This is a genomic window from Mesorhizobium sp. B2-2-4 (genome assembly GCF_006442375.1).
Lineage (GTDB): Bacteria > Pseudomonadota > Alphaproteobacteria > Rhizobiales > Rhizobiaceae > Mesorhizobium.
In genome coordinates this window covers 396,008-410,676 of the sequence record NZ_VFWB01000005.1, presented here as the reverse complement: position 1 = coordinate 410,676, position 14,669 = coordinate 396,008, and the positions used below count along the sequence as shown (strand labels likewise).

Here is a 14,669-nt window from a genome sequence, read left to right as displayed (position 1 = left end):
ACTTCATCGAAATCGCCTCGCCGGCTGGAGTGATCGAGGGGAAGGTCGTTCCGCAGATCAGGGCGGCCGGCATCGGAGACGCCAGCGACCATACAAAATGGTTTTCGAGCACCAGGACAGAGCGGACATTCAAGTCGATGGGCACCGGAAGCGCGGAACCCGTCCTTGCGGGCCGGCATGACCTGAATGTCACCGCGCCTCAGTCAGAATGGCCGTCGCCCACATTGCCGTTGCCGCCCGGGGTGGACAGCAGTCCGAAGTCCTGGGACTTGACGCCCTGCTCCGCCGCCAGGAATCCGTCCGAGGCGAGGCCACGCCGCAAGAGCTCCCTGACCGCGGCCGAGCGGCTCGGCATGCGCTTGTCGAAGCGCCAGTTCTCCAATGCCGCCAGTTCATCGGCGGTCAGCATGACCTGCAAGCGTTCAGGACGTTCCAGTTCAGTCACGGCACTTCCTCGCAAAACCCAATACGCGAATGAGTATCTGTCTCATTCCACTAATAATTAGGATAGCAATCCTAACACGTCAAGGTCGGCAAATACGCGACCTCCCCATCCTGCTCATGATGACTATAAAGCGTCGGGTGCGCCTTTGCGTAACCATGCTAACTAACTGATATATATCGACTATTTTCATATTTTCGCTTGCCAGACGCCGATGCGAGGCGCATGCTACAAAGGCAAAACCAGTCCAGGAGGTTTCGATGCGGTATGACTACTCGACGCGGTTGCGCGATGACGTTCAATCCGCGGTCACCACGGCTTTCAGGACGTACGGCATCGTCAACATCACCGCGGTGGCCGAACGGATCAGGCTCAGGAACCTCGACGAAAACGTTGCTCTCGAGGACGTCGAGCACCTGGTCCTGGCGGCCGCCCAACTGCTTGGCGCCGCCATCGAATTCGAGGGCCTGACCATGATCGACCGCTTGCCGGACGCTCATGTCAACGGCCGCCCCGGCGGACCGGCCCCTGCCCTGAAGCGCCTCGTCTGAACAGATTTGAGGCGACGCGCTAAGTCATTTCGGGCGACCTGCATCAGGGCTCCGGTGGCCGGGCGAGCCCGCTGGACGCGGCCTACCTGTGGAAATTGAGCGCGCGCGCTATATGGTGTTGAATTCCCCTCCGGAGAACACGCCATGACGCTCGACACACGCAAGCTCGGCAGCCAGGGGCTGCGGGTTTCTGCCATCGGCCTCGGCTGCATGGGCATGAGCCAGTCCTACGGCCCGGCCGACGAAGCCGAATCCATCGCCACGCTGCACCGCGCCATCGAACTCGGCTGCACCTTCCTCGACACCGCCGAGGTGTATGGCCCTTACGCCAATGAGGCGCTGCTCGGCCGCGCCTTGAAGGGCAAGCGCGACCAGGTGACCATCGCCACCAAATTCGGCTTTCGCATCGAAAATGGCCGGCAGGTCGGCACCGAACGCGACAGCAGGCCGCAAACCATCAGGGCGGCGGTTGAAGGGTCGTTGAAGCGGCTCGCCACCGACCATATCGACCTTCTCTACCAGCACCGTGTCGACCCAGCCGTGCCGGCCGAGGATGTCGCCGGCACGGTCGGCGAACTGGTCAAACAGGGCAAGGTCCGCTTCTTCGGCCTGTCGGAGGCGGGAGCCGCGAACATCCAGCGGGCGCACGCCGTGTTTCCGGTCTCGGCGCTGCAGAGCGAGTACTCGCTGTGGGAGCGCAATCTCGAGCCGGAAATCATTCCCCTGCTGCGGCAAACCGGCATCGGCCTGGTGCCGTTCTCACCGCTCGGCCGCGGCTTCCTGACCGGCGGCGCCAAGCGCGCCGAGGACTATCCGGAAGGCGATTACCGCCGCGGCGACCCGCGCTACCAGGGTGCGAACTATGACGCCAATGTCGAGGCCGCCGCGAAGGTCCGCGACATCGCCGCCGCCAAAGGCGTCAAGCCAGGGCAGATCGCGCTGGCCTGGCTCCTGGAGAAGGGCAATGTCTTCGGTGTCGACATCGTGCCGATCCCCGGCACCAAGCGGACCAAATATCTGGAAGAAAATGTCGCCGCGGCGTCGCTGAAACTGGAGGCCGCCGAGATGGCGGCGCTCGACGACGCGCTGGCCCCGGGGAAGGTCTCCGGCCCGCGCTACGGCGACCGCACCATGGTGATGATCGACCGATAGGTTCGCACGTCGCCGGTGAATCGGGCCTATTCCACCGGTGCCGGCTTTTGCCGAGGATCAGGCCGCAACCGCTGGTGCAGTTCCCTGCCGGCATGCAGGGTCCGGTCCGCCAGCGCGGCGAGTGTTCCGCGCAACGTCCTTGTTCCCAGCACCGAATCCAGCGTCACCGACTGGGTCGCGAAGCGCCGCTTGAAATCCTCGCCGCCGCACAGGAAGTCGACCATCGTCAGTCCCCTGTCGATCGACCACTGGATGTAGTCCATCATCAGCACCATGCCGGGAGACGCTCGTTCGACATCCGGATCGTAGGTCGTGACGAAGGCCATCATCGTGTTGCGCTGGACGAAATTGATCGAGACCGCCACCACCATCCCGGCGCATTCCAGCACGAAGACATGCAGGAGCCCTTCCCTGGCCAGCACCGCGACCAGCGCGGCCAGGGCCGGCGACCCCTCATCGAACAGGTTGGATTCGTGTCCGCGCGCGGCGAGCCATTTGCGCTTGAACTCGGCGAGCCTGTCGAGGACGGGCTGCATCGGCTCGTCCGGCGACATGAGGCGGAATCGCACTTCGCCGCCCTCCTCGAGGAATTTGCGGCCACGGCGATAATTCTGGCGCATCTTCTTCGTTTGTTCCCCGAACCAGTCCGCGCCCGTCCGCCATGGCCCCGCGACCCGGAAGCTGGTTTCGCTGCGGCGGTTCGGGCGGAGCGCCATCTTGGGCGCCGAAGCGGGAGCAAGCAGCGTGCGCATCGCGGCGTCCGGCAGCAGGCGGTTCAGATAGACGAGATCGAAGCCGCCCGCGGCCGAAATTTCCTGCCATAGCGCCGCGACCGCCGCCGGATCGCAGTCCGGCGCGACCAGCACGTCGCCATAGTCGCTGTGGTCCTTGGCAGCCCATTCCAGGACGTTGACGCCCTTGCGCCGCACCGTCGCCAGCGGGATGACGGCGTCGATCCGGTCACCGTTCCAGACGAGGCCGATCCTGAGACCACGCAGCTCCCGGTCCGGGGCCGTCTGCCACCACGCCGTGACCCAGGCGTGGCTTTGAAAGATCAGCCCCTCCGCCCGGCGCCACAGCTCCGCCCAGGCCGGCCCGACCGACGCGAGGCGCTCCTCGGAGGTGACGATCTCCAAAGCACCGGCCTTCGGGCCCGCGATCGCGGCGTGAGCGTTCATGGCTGCGGGCTCCGTGTCGGCTCGGACGAAGCGCGGCGGCGGAACCGCCGGGCGATGTGCCCCCACATCTTCTTGAGCGGCAGCACGTAAAGCCCCGACAGGGATTGATAGTCGCGCGCGCCGCGTTCCATCAATCCGAACCTGAAATCCTCATCGGGCTTGGGCACGCACAATGTTCCGAACAGCCGGTCCCAGAACGAGAACAGCAAGCCGAAATTCTTGTCGTAGTGCCTTGGATCGACGCTGTGGTGCAGTTGGTGCCAATGCGGGCACAGCACGATGTTGTTGAGCGGCCCGAACGATATCTTGAAATGAGTGTGCCTGACGAAATCCATCATCAGGATATTGCGCATGACGTAGACGTTGACGCCGAAGATCGTCACTTCGACGAGGTTAAGCGACAAAAGGGTCCAGATGCCGAAGCAGATCCCGGGTATGACGCCGTCCCAGGCGCGGTTCATGAGCTCGTCGAGCGGATGAACCCTATCCTTGGTGATCCCGACCATCACCTCCGCCGAGTGATGCACCTTGTGCAGCTCCCACAGGAACGGGAAGCGGTGCTGGGCCACATGGTACAGGTAATAGGATATGTCGTAGGCGATCAGCATCGTCACCGTGAAGATGACGATCGTCACCGCTCCCGGCGGTCCCGGCAGCAGCGGCGGCTCGATCTGGAGGAGTGCCGCCAGCGTCCGATTCGTCGCGTAGCCGACGGCGACGACGAAGGTCACGCCCGCGGGCAGCATCAGGAAGGGCATAATCGCCTTGCGGGTGATCCAGAAAAGCAGGTCCGCCCGCGCCGAGGGATGCGTGACGATCTCGTTGGGAAAGACGAAATCGAAGAATTCCCTGAAGCTCTTGCGCTCCGCCGTCCGCCAATAGGCGATCAGGGCGCTGCCCAGCGCGGTCAGCAGCAAGAGGCCGGCCGCAAGCAGGCTGGAGCCGGACAACTTGTCCAGGATCCTTTCGATGATGCCGGCAATCGACATGGGCCCACTCATTTATGCAACCGAAGCTTGACTTGTAGAAAGCGATTGACCTGACAGGCAGGGCAAGCCGCCACGCCGTCAGGGCTCTCGATCATTTCGCCGTCACCCTAGTCGAGAATCCATAGCGAAAGCTTAAGCTGATTAAAAACAATGAATCCGCTAAAAAGCCCGCTATATATTGCCGAATTCTGAATAAAACTCCTAAAATTGACAGCAAAGGACCGGCAGCGCTTGGCGTGGAGATCGCAACTTCGGGGAATCGCCGGGTGATCGTGCCGGTCCCGAGCTCGCGGGCTCGCGGCCAGGCTGCCAAACCCCTCCCAAGCTTATTTCCCGGCGCCCGGCTGCTTGTTGAAGATCGTGAGCAGGTCCATCGGCAGCGGAAACACCACCGTCGACGAGCGCTCGCCGGCGATGTCGTGCAGCGCCTCGAAATAGCGTAGTTGCATGGCCTGCGGCTCCTGCGCCAGCATCTTGCCGGCCTCGACCAGCTTTGCCGCCGCCTGCTGCTCGCCATCGGCGTTGATCACCTTCGCGCGCCGCAGCCTTTCAGCCTCGGCCTGCTTGGCGATGGCGCGGACCATGTTCTCGTTGAGGTCGACATGCTTGATCTCGACATTGGACACCTTGATGCCCCATGCGTCGGTCCGCTGGTCCAGGATCTCCTGGATGTCGCTGTTCAACTTGTCGCGCTCGGCCAGCATCTCGTCGAGCTCGTGCTTGCCGAGAACCGAGCGCAATGTGGTCTGCGCAAGCTGGTTTGTCGCGGCCATGAAGTCCTCGACCTGGATGACGGCCCGCTCGGCGTCGACGATGCGGAAATACAGCACCGCGTTCACCTTCACCGAGACATTGTCGCGCGAGATCACGTCCTGCGGCGGCACGTCCTGGACCACCACGCGCAGGTCGACCCGCACCATCTGCTGGACGAAGGGGACGAGGAGGATGAGGCCGGGGCCCTTCACCCCGGTGAAGCGGCCGAGCGTGAAGACCACGCCGCGCTCATATTCCCGCAGGATGCGAATGGCGGCGGACAGGAAGATCAGCACGATGAGGGCGAGCACCAGATAGGCGACGTAACCGATGATCATTGCCTTGCTCCATTGTTCCTGCGCCGAACCGTCAGCACGAGATCCCTGACGTCGGCCACCTCGACGCTGTCGCCGGGGGCGAGCGGTTCATCGGCTTTCGCCCGCCAGCGCTCGCCCTGCGCGAGCACATGGCCCTCGCTTCCAGACCAATCGAGGATCCTGGCCGGCAGCCCGTGCATGGCCTGCGCGCCGACACGCGGCAGGCTCCTGCGCGCCCTCCACAGATAGCTGCCGGCCAGCAGCGCCAGGCCAAGCGTCAGCGCCGCGGCGGTGCCGATGAGCGCCCACGACATCTCGAAGCCCGGGCCCTCGACCTTGAGCAGCATGGCGGCGCCGAGCAGGAAGGCGGCCACGCCTCCGAGCCCGAGCACCACGGTCGGGTTGAAGGCCTCGATGACGAGGAAGGCGATGCCAAGCAGCATCAGGGCGAGGCCGGTATAGCTGATCGGCAGCAGATTGAGGGCATAGAGCCCGAGCAGCAGGCAGATGGTCCCGATCACGCCGGGCGCCACGGCGCCTGGGCTGGTGAACTCGAAGACGAGGCCGTAGACGCCGGCCAGCATCAGGACGACGGCGATGTTGGGATCGGTGATGACGGCGAGAAGCCGGATCAGCCAGCCGGGATCGAGCGTCTCGACCGCCACGCCCTTGGTCGCCAGCACCTGTTGCTTGCCGGCCACCTCGACCGTGCGGCCGTCGGCAAGCTGGAGCAGCTCGGCCGTGTCGCGGGCGACGAGGTCGACTACATGTGCCTGAAGTGCCGCATTGGCGGAAAGGCTGGCCGCTTCGCGCACCGCCTTTTCGCCCCAGTTGGCATTGCGGCCGCGCAGTTCGGCGAGCGAACGGATCAAGGCGACCGCGTCGTTCGTCACCTTGGTCATCATCGCGTCGCCCGCCGGAGGCCCGGTGGCATTCTTCTGGTCGCCCTTGTCCTTCTCGTCGCCACCGGGAAGGGACGGCAGCCCGCCAAGCTCGACCGGCGTGGCGGCGCCCAGATTGGTGCCGGGCGCCATCGCCGCGACATGGGTGGCATAAAGGATATAGGTCCCGGCACTTGCCGCGTGCGCGCCGGCGGGCGCGACATAGCCGATGACGGGAACCGGCGAGGCAAGGATATCGGCGATCATTTCGCGCATCGAGGTGACCAGCCCGCCCGGTGTGTCGATCTCGAGGACAACGGCTTCGGCGTGCCGCTCGGCGGCTTTGGCCAGCGCTTCGTTGAGCTGCCTGGCGCTCGCCGGGCCGATGGCGCCGTCGATCACGACGCGCAACGCGACCTTCTCCGTAGCCTCCGCGGTCACGGAAGAGTGACTGGCGGCCGCGGCGGCCATGAAAGCCACTGCAAAAACCGCCATCCGCGCGAGGGTCACGCTCAAAACTCCCTGGATTACGCGGGATATGCTGTGCAGGATATGGCGTTCGGTCCGTCGAAATCCATGGCCTGGCCTCAGATTGCAAGCCGGCGACCCTGCCCTTCGCAGCCGGCGGCAAACGCAATGGGCAGACGTTCAAAGCCGGAAGGGGCCCCGCTCGCGCGCCGGCCCCGTCCTTGGTCAGCGGTCACGCATGTGCGTGCGGGTGACGGACGTCCCAGACGGCCCAACCCGATACGGCAACCACCAGCACGCCGAGAATGACGTGGGTGGCCATCGCATTCGTGTTCGCCATGAATTTGAGCAGCCAGGGCGACACGATCAGCCAGAGCCCGAGAACGACACCTACCCATTCCTCCCACTCGGCGAAGGCGGCAAGCGCCGCCACGGCCACCGCGCCCAGCACGACGCCGACAATCCAGGCGTTCCATGCGGGAGCGGTTTCAGCAGCGAAGCCGATTATCCAGGGTGAGATGAACAGGCAGACGGCAAGGACCAGATTGAGCCAGTCCTGGCCTTTCTTTCCTTCCATGAGTGTATTTGCCATGACAACCTCCATAGATGAAGCTTGGCCAAAGCGTTGTGTTCGCGTGCAAACGCACGCTTAATGGTTGATGTAACTATGCCTCACATGGCCTTCAAGGCCTGCCCCACGGACGGGTCGCCTCCGCGTGGATCGAGCTCCCTCCACCCGATCGGGATCAACGAGACCGGCCACATCAAAGCAAAACCACCCGCCTCTTGTCGGCGCATTCTAGAACGTGATCTTCACCGAGGCGGCACTGCGGTTGGCCGCCCCGTGATGCACCGCTTCGATGTTGTTGCCGTCCGGGTCGAGAAGGAAAGCGGCGTAGTAGCCGGGGTGGTACCGGCGTTCACCCGGCCCGCCATTGTCCCTGCCGCCGCCGTCCAGCCCGGCCTTATAGAACGCATCGACCATGGCGCGGTCTTTCGCCTGGAATGCCAGGTGATGGCGACCGGTCAACTCTCCCCGAGCCGCGCGGCTGTCGGCGGTTGAAATGAAAAGCTCGTCGGCCCAGAAATAATCGGCGGCGCTGCCGCCGATCGGAATATCGAGCACTCGAAATACTGCTTCGTAAAAGCGGCGGCTGGCGGCGATGTCCCTGACCACCAGTTGGATATGATCGATGAGCCGGCCGCGATGCAGTTCTTCCATGCAAGCTCTCCTCTCGCCAAGGGCTCGAATCTAACTAGCTTCGCGTGATCCGCCGTCAATGCCGCGCCGAACGTCAGGACTTTCGCGCGGCGTGCCGCGCCAGTGCGTGCTCGATCAGCACGTCGATGACCTGGCTGTAGCCGATGCCGATCGCCGCCAGCGCCTTGGCATACATCGAGATGTCGGTGAAGCCGGGCAGCGTGTTGACCTCGTTGACCAGCAGCGAGCCGTCAGCCCGCAGGAAGAAGTCGACGCGGGCCATCGCCTCGCAGCCGAGTGCCTGGAAAGCCCGCGCGGCCATCTCCCTTGCCTTGTCGGCGACGGCGGCCGGGACATCGGCGGGCACGTTCACCACGGCGCCGTCGGCGTCGAGATATTTGGCTTCATAGGTGTAGAAGCCGTGCTTGCCGGCCGGGATGATTTCGCCGGGCAGCGATACGGTCAGCGTTCCGTCGGCCCGCTCCAGCACCGAGCATTCGATCTCGCGGCCGTCGACGAACTCTTCGATCAGGACCTTGCCGTCGTAGCGGAAAGCCGTCTCGACGGCCCGTTCGAAGCCGTCCCGGTCGTTCACCTTGCTGACGCCGAACGACGAGCCCTGGCGCGCCGGCTTGGCGAAGAAAGGCAGGCCGAGCGCGCCGGCGATCTCCTGGAACGGCCCGACATCGTTTCGATGCACGGTGACGGAACGGGCAACCGGCAGCCCGGCCTCGCGCAGCAGCCGCTTGGCGACATCCTTGTCCATGGCGGCGGCCGAGGCGAGAATGCCGCAGCCGACATAGGCGACGTCGGCGACCTCGGCATAGCCCTGCACCGAGCCGTCCTCGCCGAAAGGACCGTGCAGCACGGGAAAGACGACGTCGACCGGCGGCAGGTCGGGCTGTGCTCCGCCGCCCCGTGCGGCCACCAGCCTGCCTCTGCCACCGGGCAACAGTGCGACCTCCACGCCGTCCTCAGACATCGGCGCCCCTGCTCCGTCGTCGCCGGCTTCGGATGAAGATTGCAGCAGCCATCGACCATCCCTGGAAATGGCGATCGGGACCACCTCGTAGCGCGTCCGGTCGATGGCCTTCAGCACATTGGCGGCCGAAAGGCGCGACACGTCATGCTCGGCCGAACGTCCGCCATAGAGGACGGCGACCCTAATCTTGTTCTTCATTGAAAAGCCTTGTCCTTCATCGAAATCCCACAAGATCAAATGCTGATGGCAATGCCGCGATTGGCAAAGAAGCGATCGAAATCGGCGGCCGCCAACACTGCGTTCGCCTGTGTGGCGCCGGTATGGCCGGACGGATTGTGAAAGCGAAGACCCTCATCCGATGCCGACATGACCAGCACCAGATGGCCGCCCTTGGAGGGGGGCTCGCACTCGGGCCAGCGGATCGAACTGCTGACCGAGGCGATGAAGAAGCGCGACTGCCCGAGGATCGCCGGAATGTCGGCTGTCGCGATATTGGTGATCACCTCTGCCTCCAGGCCGAATTCCGCCTTCACGAAGCTGACGAACGGGGCGTAGATCAGGCCCTTGATCGATCGTTCGGTGACGACATAACCGCCATATCCGGTGCAGCGCCTGGCCAGTTCGATGGTCGGCACGATCTGGCCGCGCGCCGCCAGGATCATCTTGAGGCACGCCATGCCGCAGACATTGGCGGCCCAGAGCGCGTATTCGTCGAGTGTGCGCGCACCCGAATTCTCCCACAGCGGATCGCGCCGCAGCGCCACGTCGGCGCCATCGGCAAGCACGGCCAAGGTCATGTCGGGCGTCTCCCACTGGCTGAAAAACGGCACGGTTCCAGGCGGTGGGCTCATCAATTCCTCAAACAGATTATTTCAATTTCGTATACAGGGATACGAGAGCGGGGAACAGTGCTTCAAACCTCATTCGCCTGATCAGGCGATGGCCCGCGCTCGGGTTTTGCCCGCCGCGCGAAGCTTGCCAATGCCCGCCGATCGGCGCACTCTCAGCCCTACGAAGCCGGTCGCCGGGTGTCGGTTTCTCTCCTCGCCCGTCGTGTTAGGATTGCGCAATGACCCGCGACCAGATGCTCGCCCACCTGCGTGCTGCCGACGCCGTCGCTCGCGAGGCGGCCGTGCACGGCCATCATCCGTTCGGCTGTGTGCTGGTCGGGCCGGACGATCGCGTGCTTATGCGCCAGGGAAATCTCGACACGGTGCGCCATGCCGAGACGGAGCTTGCCCGGCGCGCCGCGGCTGCCTACGAGCCGGATTTCCTCTGGTCCTGCACGCTGGTCTCGACCGGCGAACCCTGTGCGATGTGCGCCGGAACACTCTACTGGGCCAATATCGGCCGCCTGGTCTACGGCTTCGAGGAGACGAAGCTCCTGGCGCTCACCGGCGATCACGCCGAGAATCCGACGATGAGCCTGCCCTCGCGCACAGTGCTCGCCTCGGGCCAGAAGAAGATCGAGGTCTTTGGCCCCTTCCCCGAGATCGAGGACGAGCTGATCGCGCCGCATCGCGATTTCTGGACGCGCTGACGCGCCGGCCGAGGCCGCGCGCAAAGCCGCCAGATGGCCACCGGAACGGAATTCAAACGATCTCTTGGAACGTGTTTGCCAACAGCGTCGTCAATGCGCTGGTGGCCCGGGCGACTGCCTGAACCGGTCATGCTTACCGCCCATAGGTGTACGTCACGCTAGTCTCGCCGAGCGCCTGGCTCTTCGCGGCCACTGCCACCATTTCCGGAGAGGGATTCTCCGGCGCGCGCAGCTTCGGCGCGCCGAGCGCATAGAGCGTGAAGACATAGTGATGCGTGCCGCTGCCGGGCGGCGGGCATGGCCCGAAATAACCTGCACGGCCGATGCCGCCCTTGCCGAGCACCGTACCCTTGGGCAAGCCTTTGCCGCGCTTCGAGCCCGCCCCTTCGGCCAGGCCCTTCGCGCTTGCCGGGATGTTCCAGGCCAGCCAGTGCCAGAAACCCTTGCCGCCGCCGGCGTCGGGGTCGAACATGGTGAGCGCGTAGCTCTTGGTGCCTGCCGGCGGGTCCTTCCATCTCAAGGCGATCGATACGCTTTGCCCGCTGCAGCCGCCGGCCTTGTCGCCGAGATATTTTTCGGCCCATTTGCCGTTGGAAACCGACGGGCTTGAAATCTCGAAAGCCGCCGCCTGATTGGCGAGGCCGAACAGCACCAGCACGGCGAAACCGAGGCGCAAGCTCATGGCTTCCTCCACTTCCAGCCAAGATGCCGACAAGTTTAGCCGAAAAGCGGCCCGAAATTAGGCAATTTGGCGCGAAACTGCTGGTGGGGGCTGCTGGAACCGTCGATCCTCCCGACATGGGCTGCCGACGGCGCTATTCCGCCGCGCTGCATTCTTCGGTCGGCTCAGCCGCAGGCGGACCGATCGCCGAGATCCAGAGCCGGTCGATGTCGGCTAGCTGCGCGCGGTCGATTTCGTCGAGATGGTTCCAGTACATGCCATCCTCGTAGAAATAGCCGAGCTCGCGCTCGATTTGCTCGGCCACTTCGACCCTATGGTGATGGATGCCCGCACGCGCATCCATCTTCATGCCGGCGAGGCGCTCGGGGGACAGTAACCGCAATTCCTCGAAGGACAGCCTTGGGAAGACCAGGCGGCTTTGCGGCAGGTCCGACAGGTTGATGCAGAGCGTGCCGCGTCGCAGCGCATGAATGAGCAGGCGGGCGGATTTGGCCTCGAGGCTCTGCAGCGTGACATCGTCGCGCAGCGGGTCGGCGCGGCCGATGCCGTAGAAATGGGTGTCGCCGGCCGTGTCGTAGATCATGTCGCAGCCGAGGAAGGCGAGCACGTCCGGCCTCTGGCTGTGGACGGCCCAATAGGCCGCCGTCAGCGACATGGTGGCGCCGGCATAGACGAAGCCGCCGAAAGTATTCTGGGCCGGCACGTAATGCGCGGCGCTGAAGATCTCGGCCTGCCGCAGCGGTTCCAGAGGCGGCATCCGGTCGGACGGGAAATCGCCGGCATGCACCAGCACGTCCCAGTCGGGGCGCACGCGCCAGGCATTGTTGATGGCGACGATGCTGGCGAAGGTCTCCTTCGGCCAGGCGGCGCAGCGCACGACATCGGGCGCGCTGCCGAGAAGCAGCGTCACTCTGGGCGTTGCGGAGACCATGACATCCTCATTCGACCGGCAAAGGCACGCCCGCATTTACCGCACGCCTTGCCAGGCGCACAAGGGCTGCCGACAAGCCGGCCTGACGCCCCGGGGCCAGGAATCCGGTCGGTTGCTAGTTCCTCAGCAGCTTGGCCAATCTGGGAATGCCCTCGGTCACAGCGCGGCGGTCGGCCAAGGTGAAGGACAGCCGCAGCGTGTTGCGCCCGGTGCCATCGGCGAAGAAGGCGCTGCCGGGCACGAAGGCGACACGCGCTTCCTTCACCGAGCACGCCAGGAGAGGTTCGTGGTTCAAAGCTGGGCTTCGATGGCGGCCTTGTCGATGATGGACCACACGAGCCGGATCTTCGCGCCGCGAAATTCATAGAAGACGTTCTCGGCGAAGGACACTTTCCGGCCGTCTACGGCAAGCCCGAGGAAATTTCCCCTGGGCGTGCAGTCGAACATCAGGCGGCTCGCGACATGAGGCGGATCGCAGACCAGCAGCCGGATATCGAAACGAAGATCCGGAATGTCGTCGAAATCCTTCTCCAGCATCGCACGGTAGCCGGAGAGACCGATCCGCCTGCCATTGTGGGACACGTCATCGTCGACGAACTGCCCGAGGTTCGGCCAGTCCTGCCGGTTGAGGCAGGCAATGTAGTCGCGGTAGATACCGGAAAGGTCGGTCATGGCGCATGAACCCGCGTTCGTGGACACAAGGCTATTTTGCACCAGCAACAAGTCAGGGCAACCCGGGTTTGTTCGCCGCTGGGGCGATGCGCCGTCGTTTGGCCGGCGCCTTAAGCCTTGAGCAGCGCCGCCAGCCGCGGGATGCCCTCGCTCACCGCGCGCTGGTCGGCGAGCGTGAAGGACAGCCGCAGCGTGTTGCGCCCGGTGCCGTCCGCATAAAAGGCATTGCCGGGCACGAAGGCGACACGTGCTTCCTTCACCGAGCGCGCCAGGAGCGCGGTGGCGTCGGCGCCTTCCGGCAGCGTTACCCAGACGAACATGCCGCCTTCCGGGCGGCTCCAGGTCACACCCTTCGGCATGTTGGCTTCAAGCGCCGCAAACAGGCCGTCGCGGCGCTCGCGATAGGCGCCGATCAGCTTTTCGACCTGATCATCGAAAATGGTTTCGGCGACGCGGTGCATCACCATCTGGTTGATCGACGGGCTGTGCAGGTCGGAAGCCTGCTTCATCAGCACCAGCTTCTCCACCACGTGACGCGGCGCGCAGACCCAGCCGACGCGCATGCCCGGCGACAGGATCTTCGAGAACGAGCCGCAATAGAGCGTGCGCGCCTTGTCGATGCCGCCGGATCGGGCGCAGTCCAGCGCCAGGATCGGCGGCACGCTTTCGCCATCATAGCGCAGCGCCCGGTAGGCGGCGTCCTCGACGATTGCGATGTCGAGCTCGCCGGCAAGGTCGAGCACCGCCGCGCGCTGCTGCCTGTCCAGCGTGTTGCCGGTCGGGTTGGCGAAATCCGGCACCAGATAGGCGAACTTGACCCGGCCGCCATTCGCCGCCGCCGCCGCGCGATAGGCATCCGGCGTCATGTTACCGCCTTCCGGCCGCAGCCGGTCGTAGCGCGGTTCATAGGCGTTGAAGGCTTGCAGCGCGCCGAGATAGGTCGGCCACGTCACCAGTGCGGTGTCGCCGGGCGACAGCAGCAGCTTGCCGATATAATCGAGCGCCTGCTGCGAGCCCGAAGTGATGAAGATGTTGGCTTCCTCGCAGGCGACGCCGAGCTTGCCCATCTGCCCGGCGATCCATCGCCGCAGCGGCAGATAGCCCTCGCTCACCTGGTACTGAAGCGCGGCCCCCGCCTCGCCGCCGCCGAGCACGTCGGCATAGGCGTCGCGGATCGCCTCGGCCGGAAACAGCGCCGGATCGGGAATGCCGCCTGCGAAGGAGATGATGTCCGGCTGGTCGAGCAGCTTCAGCAGCTCGCGGATTTCCGAGGCCTTCATGCGCGACGAGCGCGACGCCAACAGGTTCATAAGGGTCAAGCACGCCTCCCCGGACGCATCGAATATAGGTCAACTTAGCTGACCTATATCTGGTCTCGCCGCAAATTGAATAGGGCCTGCTAGCCTTCCCGCATGCGCCAGCCGCCCGCCTTAGCGGAAAGCGACGGCCCCGCCTGCGCTACAAGGTCTTCTTGTAGCCGAGATGGGTGCCGGTGAAGCCGAGGCTTTCATAGAAGCGGTGCGCGTCCGCTCTGGTCTTGTCGGTGGTGAGCTGGACGAGGCCGCAACCGCGCGCCCGGCATTGATCAACAGCCCATTCGATCATCAGCCTGCCTATGCCTTCGGAACGGCGGTGCCCGGCGACCCGCACCGCCTCGATCTGACCGCGCCAGGCGCCCTTCCGCGACAGCCCGGCAAGGAAGCTGATCTGCAAGGTGCCGACCACGTCGGCGCCATCGACCGCCACCGCCAGCAACTGGTTGGGGTCGGCATCGATGGCGTTGAAGGCATCGACATAGCCCTGCGCCAGCGGCAGCGAGGCATCCTCTCTGGCCGCGCCAAGCGGATCGTCCGCCAGCATGGCCACGAGGGCAGGCAGGTCGGAGGCCAGGGCCTTGCGGAAGGTGATCATGAGCACGACTTACGGCGAC

General features: G+C 64.7%; 17 protein-coding genes and 1 pseudogene. 3 read left to right on the top strand and 15 right to left on the bottom strand.

Features of this window, described 5'->3' with window-relative positions; all coding sequences use genetic code 11:
* Positions 1-199 precede the first annotated feature (199 nt).
* Positions 200-445: a hypothetical protein gene (locus FJ959_RS15495; protein ID WP_140499998.1), complete on the bottom strand. Its 246-nt coding sequence runs from the start codon at positions 443-445 to the stop codon at positions 200-202.
* Between the two features lie 257 nt (positions 446-702).
* On the opposite strand from FJ959_RS15495, the gene FJ959_RS15490 reads away from it, so the two are divergent.
* Positions 703-993 (top strand): hypothetical protein, encoded by a 291-nt coding sequence (locus FJ959_RS15490; protein ID WP_224519116.1) that lies wholly within the window; start codon positions 703-705, stop codon positions 991-993.
* Positions 994-1,137: 144 nt separating this feature from the next.
* Positions 1,138-2,145 carry an aldo/keto reductase gene (locus FJ959_RS15485; protein WP_140568013.1) on the top strand — a complete coding sequence of 336 codons (1,008 nt, stop codon included), beginning with the start codon at positions 1,138-1,140 and terminating at the stop codon, positions 2,143-2,145.
* A 26-nt stretch (positions 2,146-2,171) separates the two neighbouring features.
* Here FJ959_RS15485 and FJ959_RS15480 read toward each other — a convergent pair whose 3' ends face one another.
* The 8 genes from FJ959_RS15480 to FJ959_RS15445 all read right to left on the bottom strand — a co-directional run bounded on the left by FJ959_RS15480 (position 2,172) and on the right by FJ959_RS15445 (position 9,765).
* Entirely contained in the window at positions 2,172-3,323 is a 1,152-nt protein-coding gene (locus FJ959_RS15480; protein WP_140568015.1) for a GNAT family N-acetyltransferase, read from the bottom strand.
* Positions 3,320-4,312, bottom strand: a complete 993-nt coding sequence (locus tag FJ959_RS15475; RefSeq protein WP_140500004.1) for a sterol desaturase family protein — start codon at positions 4,310-4,312, stop codon at positions 3,320-3,322. The genes FJ959_RS15480 and FJ959_RS15475 overlap by 4 nt, the downstream gene beginning before the upstream one ends.
* Positions 4,313-4,638: 326 nt before the next feature.
* Complete coding sequence (locus FJ959_RS15470; RefSeq protein ID WP_140623014.1) at positions 4,639-5,403, bottom strand: slipin family protein; 765 nt, start codon at positions 5,401-5,403, stop codon at positions 4,639-4,641.
* Positions 5,400-6,773 carry a nodulation protein NfeD gene (locus FJ959_RS15465; RefSeq protein WP_140630696.1) on the bottom strand — a complete coding sequence of 458 codons (1,374 nt, stop codon included), beginning with the start codon at positions 6,771-6,773 and terminating at the stop codon, positions 5,400-5,402. The genes FJ959_RS15470 and FJ959_RS15465 overlap by 4 nt, the downstream gene beginning before the upstream one ends.
* Positions 6,774-6,963: 190 nt before the next feature.
* Positions 6,964-7,323 (bottom strand): SPW repeat protein, encoded by a 360-nt coding sequence (locus FJ959_RS15460; protein WP_140500009.1) that lies wholly within the window; start codon positions 7,321-7,323, stop codon positions 6,964-6,966.
* 207 nt (positions 7,324-7,530) lie between these two features.
* Positions 7,531-7,953, bottom strand: a complete 423-nt coding sequence (locus FJ959_RS15455) for a VOC family protein (RefSeq protein ID WP_140500011.1) — start codon at positions 7,951-7,953, stop codon at positions 7,531-7,533.
* A 73-nt stretch (positions 7,954-8,026) separates the two neighbouring features.
* Complete coding sequence (locus FJ959_RS15450; protein ID WP_140630693.1) at positions 8,027-9,112, bottom strand: D-alanine--D-alanine ligase family protein; 1,086 nt, start codon at positions 9,110-9,112, stop codon at positions 8,027-8,029.
* Between the two features lie 35 nt (positions 9,113-9,147).
* Positions 9,148-9,765 (bottom strand): C39 family peptidase, encoded by a 618-nt coding sequence (locus FJ959_RS15445; RefSeq protein WP_140630690.1) that lies wholly within the window; start codon positions 9,763-9,765, stop codon positions 9,148-9,150.
* Positions 9,766-9,983: 218 nt separating this feature from the next.
* On the opposite strand from FJ959_RS15445, the gene FJ959_RS15440 reads away from it, so the two are divergent.
* Positions 9,984-10,454, top strand: a complete 471-nt coding sequence (locus FJ959_RS15440; protein ID WP_140515996.1) for a nucleoside deaminase — start codon at positions 9,984-9,986, stop codon at positions 10,452-10,454.
* Between the two features lie 133 nt (positions 10,455-10,587).
* On the opposite strand, the gene FJ959_RS15435 is transcribed toward FJ959_RS15440, so the two are convergent.
* From FJ959_RS15435 to FJ959_RS15410, 6 genes and pseudogenes are all read right to left on the bottom strand, one after another.
* Positions 10,588-11,136, bottom strand: a complete 549-nt coding sequence (locus FJ959_RS15435) for a YbhB/YbcL family Raf kinase inhibitor-like protein (protein WP_140500017.1) — start codon at positions 11,134-11,136, stop codon at positions 10,588-10,590.
* Between the two features lie 133 nt (positions 11,137-11,269).
* The gene (locus FJ959_RS15430; RefSeq protein ID WP_140561089.1) at positions 11,270-12,067 is read right to left on the bottom strand and encodes a hypothetical protein; all 798 of its coding nucleotides are present in this window, start codon (positions 12,065-12,067) and stop codon (positions 11,270-11,272) included.
* Between the two features lie 115 nt (positions 12,068-12,182).
* A pseudogene (locus FJ959_RS15425) lies at positions 12,183-12,347 on the bottom strand (PLP-dependent aminotransferase family protein); the annotation flags it as partial.
* Between the two features lie 11 nt (positions 12,348-12,358).
* Positions 12,359-12,739 (bottom strand): ester cyclase, encoded by a 381-nt coding sequence (locus FJ959_RS15420; protein WP_140500021.1) that lies wholly within the window; start codon positions 12,737-12,739, stop codon positions 12,359-12,361.
* 110 nt (positions 12,740-12,849) lie between these two features.
* Positions 12,850-14,049, bottom strand: coding sequence for a PLP-dependent aminotransferase family protein (locus FJ959_RS15415; protein WP_181171921.1), 1,200 nt, complete (start codon positions 14,047-14,049; stop codon positions 12,850-12,852).
* A 148-nt stretch (positions 14,050-14,197) separates the two neighbouring features.
* Positions 14,198-14,650, bottom strand: coding sequence for a GNAT family N-acetyltransferase (locus tag FJ959_RS15410; protein ID WP_140500024.1), 453 nt, complete (start codon positions 14,648-14,650; stop codon positions 14,198-14,200).
* Between the last annotated feature and the right edge of the window lie 19 nt (positions 14,651-14,669).

Bases quoted from the DNA above. Each gene is read 5' to 3' on its own strand.
- FJ959_RS15470 (WP_140623014.1), bottom strand. From the start codon at position 5,403: ATGATCATCGGTTACGTCGCCTATCTGGTGCTCGCCCTCATCGTGCTG.
- FJ959_RS15490 (WP_224519116.1), top strand. From the start codon at position 703: ATGCGGTATGACTACTCGACGCGGTTGCGCGATGACGTTCAATCCGCG.
- FJ959_RS15410 (WP_140500024.1), bottom strand. From the start codon at position 14,650: ATGATCACCTTCCGCAAGGCCCTGGCCTCCGACCTGCCTGCCCTCGTG.
- FJ959_RS15445 (WP_140630690.1), bottom strand. From the start codon at position 9,765: ATGAGCCCACCGCCTGGAACCGTGCCGTTTTTCAGCCAGTGGGAGACG.
- FJ959_RS15485 (WP_140568013.1), top strand. From the start codon at position 1,138: ATGACGCTCGACACACGCAAGCTCGGCAGCCAGGGGCTGCGGGTTTCT.
- FJ959_RS15460 (WP_140500009.1), bottom strand. From the start codon at position 7,323: ATGGCAAATACACTCATGGAAGGAAAGAAAGGCCAGGACTGGCTCAAT.
- FJ959_RS15450 (WP_140630693.1), bottom strand. From the start codon at position 9,112: ATGAAGAACAAGATTAGGGTCGCCGTCCTCTATGGCGGACGTTCGGCC.
- FJ959_RS15415 (WP_181171921.1), bottom strand. From the start codon at position 14,049: ATGAACCTGTTGGCGTCGCGCTCGTCGCGCATGAAGGCCTCGGAAATC.
- FJ959_RS15430 (WP_140561089.1), bottom strand. From the start codon at position 12,067: ATGGTCTCCGCAACGCCCAGAGTGACGCTGCTTCTCGGCAGCGCGCCC.
- FJ959_RS15440 (WP_140515996.1), top strand. From the start codon at position 9,984: ATGACCCGCGACCAGATGCTCGCCCACCTGCGTGCTGCCGACGCCGTC.
- FJ959_RS15420 (WP_140500021.1), bottom strand. From the start codon at position 12,739: ATGACCGACCTTTCCGGTATCTACCGCGACTACATTGCCTGCCTCAAC.
- FJ959_RS15480 (WP_140568015.1), bottom strand. From the start codon at position 3,323: ATGAACGCTCACGCCGCGATCGCGGGCCCGAAGGCCGGTGCTTTGGAG.
- FJ959_RS15435 (WP_140500017.1), bottom strand. From the start codon at position 11,136: ATGAGCTTGCGCCTCGGTTTCGCCGTGCTGGTGCTGTTCGGCCTCGCC.
- FJ959_RS15455 (WP_140500011.1), bottom strand. From the start codon at position 7,953: ATGGAAGAACTGCATCGCGGCCGGCTCATCGATCATATCCAACTGGTG.
- FJ959_RS15475 (WP_140500004.1), bottom strand. From the start codon at position 4,312: ATGTCGATTGCCGGCATCATCGAAAGGATCCTGGACAAGTTGTCCGGC.